4 protein-coding genes are annotated in these 1,622 nt (G+C 67.4%); 2 read left to right on the top strand and 2 right to left on the bottom strand.

Annotated elements, in window-relative coordinates:
• Together RMO97_RS08750 and RMO97_RS08745 are read right to left on the bottom strand one after the other, a co-directional pair.
• The coding region (locus RMO97_RS08750) for a sigma factor (RefSeq protein ID WP_310540389.1) at positions 1-442 on the bottom strand (442 nt) is incomplete at its 3' end.
• Positions 443-489: 47 nt separating this feature from the next.
• The gene (locus RMO97_RS08745; RefSeq protein WP_310540388.1) at positions 490-984 is read right to left on the bottom strand and encodes a hypothetical protein; all 495 of its coding nucleotides are present in this window, start codon (positions 982-984) and stop codon (positions 490-492) included.
• 97 nt (positions 985-1,081) lie between these two features.
• Between RMO97_RS08745 and yidD the strand changes: the two genes are divergently transcribed.
• Positions 1,082-1,402, top strand: coding sequence for a membrane protein insertion efficiency factor YidD (yidD, locus tag RMO97_RS08740; protein WP_310540387.1), 321 nt, complete (start codon positions 1,082-1,084; stop codon positions 1,400-1,402).
• Between the two features lie 136 nt (positions 1,403-1,538).
• A partial coding sequence (locus tag RMO97_RS21565; RefSeq protein WP_409035299.1) for a TGS domain-containing protein occupies positions 1,539-1,622 on the top strand: 84 nt, incomplete at its 3' end.

Genomic DNA, 1,622 nt, shown 5'->3' with positions numbered 1-1,622 from the left:
TGAGCTGGGAGATGCGCTGGCGGAGGGCGGTGTCGGAGAGGTTCAGCAGCCAGCCGATTTCCTGTCGGGTATGGCCGGAGAGGGCGAGTAGGGCGGTGAGCCGGAGGGAGGGGGAGAGGGTGGGGAGTGTGGCCTCGCCTGTCCGTTTTTCGCCGGACGCTTCCTGCGATCGCTGCTCAGGATGAGCCGGCTCCATTCCGTGCATGTCTGACCATGCGCTGTCGCGGCGCTTGCGGCGGGCGCTGGTGCGGGCGTCGAAGGCGGCGCGGTTGCGGATGACGCCTACGATCCAGCGACGGGTCTCGGCCGCGGCGAGATCGGTGCGGCCTGATTCCAGCGCGGCGAGGAGAGCGGCTTGCAGCAGGTCGTCGGCTTCGTCCGGCCGGCGCGCATGTCGACGCGCCTGGGCGTGGAGGTCAGCAAAGGCGCGGGGGCCGGGCATGGGCGGACGCTAGCGCAGGGTTGCTATCGCGGGAATGCCTCCGTGCCTCAGGCGGCCGGCGTGACGTCGACCGTCGTCGCCTGTTCGTCGGGGATCGCGACGATGAGGTATTCGTCTGCCGTTTTCACGTCGCCCGAGCCTTCCTCGATCCACGAACGGCTCACTTTCAACGTCAGGCTCTCTGCGGATTCTTCGACGACCTCCCAGGAATTGTAATCGCCGATCTGAAAGACGCGCGTCCAGCCGTCGGGCGCGGTGTAGAGGGCGAGGTAGGTATAGAGGCCGTTGATCGCGGGGTCGCCGCCGGCGGTGGAGAAGATCTTGGCGTCGACATCCTTGATGTGGCGAACGTCGGTGACCCAGGCGGCGTCGGATTGTTCCTGCTCGGCGGAGATCGTGCGGGCCGGGCCGGAGGGCTTTAGCGCGAGCGGGGCGGGAGCAGGTGTTTCGGCCGCAGGCGGAGATGCGGCGGGCGCGGCCGGGTCCTGGACAGCAGGTTGGCAGGCGGCCAGCGCAAGCGCGGCCAGTACAATCGCTCTCATCGTCGTCCCCTTGGTCTGCGGCCTGTCTAGCCGAGGCCGTGGCCGGGCGCTATCGGGCTGGTTTGATCCGTTACCCATTCAGGGCTATATCCCGGCCATGGTTGAGGCCCCCTCATACAAGCCGATAATCGGCGCCCTGCTGAAGGGTTACAAGGCGACGCTGTCGCCGGCGTTCGCCGTGCTTGGCGTGCGGTGCCGGCATGAGCCGTCGTGCTCGGAATACTGCGCGGAATGCGTGTCGAAGCATGGCGTCTGGGCGGGGTCGTGGATGGGGCTGGCGCGGTTTGCGCGCTGCAGGCCCGGAGGATCGCACGGGTGGGACCCGGCGCCGACCCTCACTAGCACCGGCGCGCGGTGGTTCACCCCCTGGCGCTATGGCGTCTGGAGTGTGGACCGGTCCGAACCGGCGCGCCCTTAAGAGATCTGGACCTGGCTGAAAACTGAAACTGCGGAGGTCGCGAGGCCCCTCGCAAGCGTGAAGGGATCGACGGCGGCGGGTTCAATCCCGCGCCAAACTCGCCTACACCTCCGCCGACACGACGAAAGACGAAACAATGATCAACGTATCCTTCCCCGATGGCTCGGTGCGCGAATACCCGGATGGGTCGACGCCGATGACGATTGCGGAGGCCATCTCC

The sequence above is a fragment of the Phenylobacterium sp. genome (assembly GCF_031425575.1).
Classification (GTDB): domain Bacteria; phylum Pseudomonadota; class Alphaproteobacteria; order Caulobacterales; family Caulobacteraceae; genus Phenylobacterium.
This window is presented reverse-complemented; position numbering and strand designations above follow the sequence as displayed.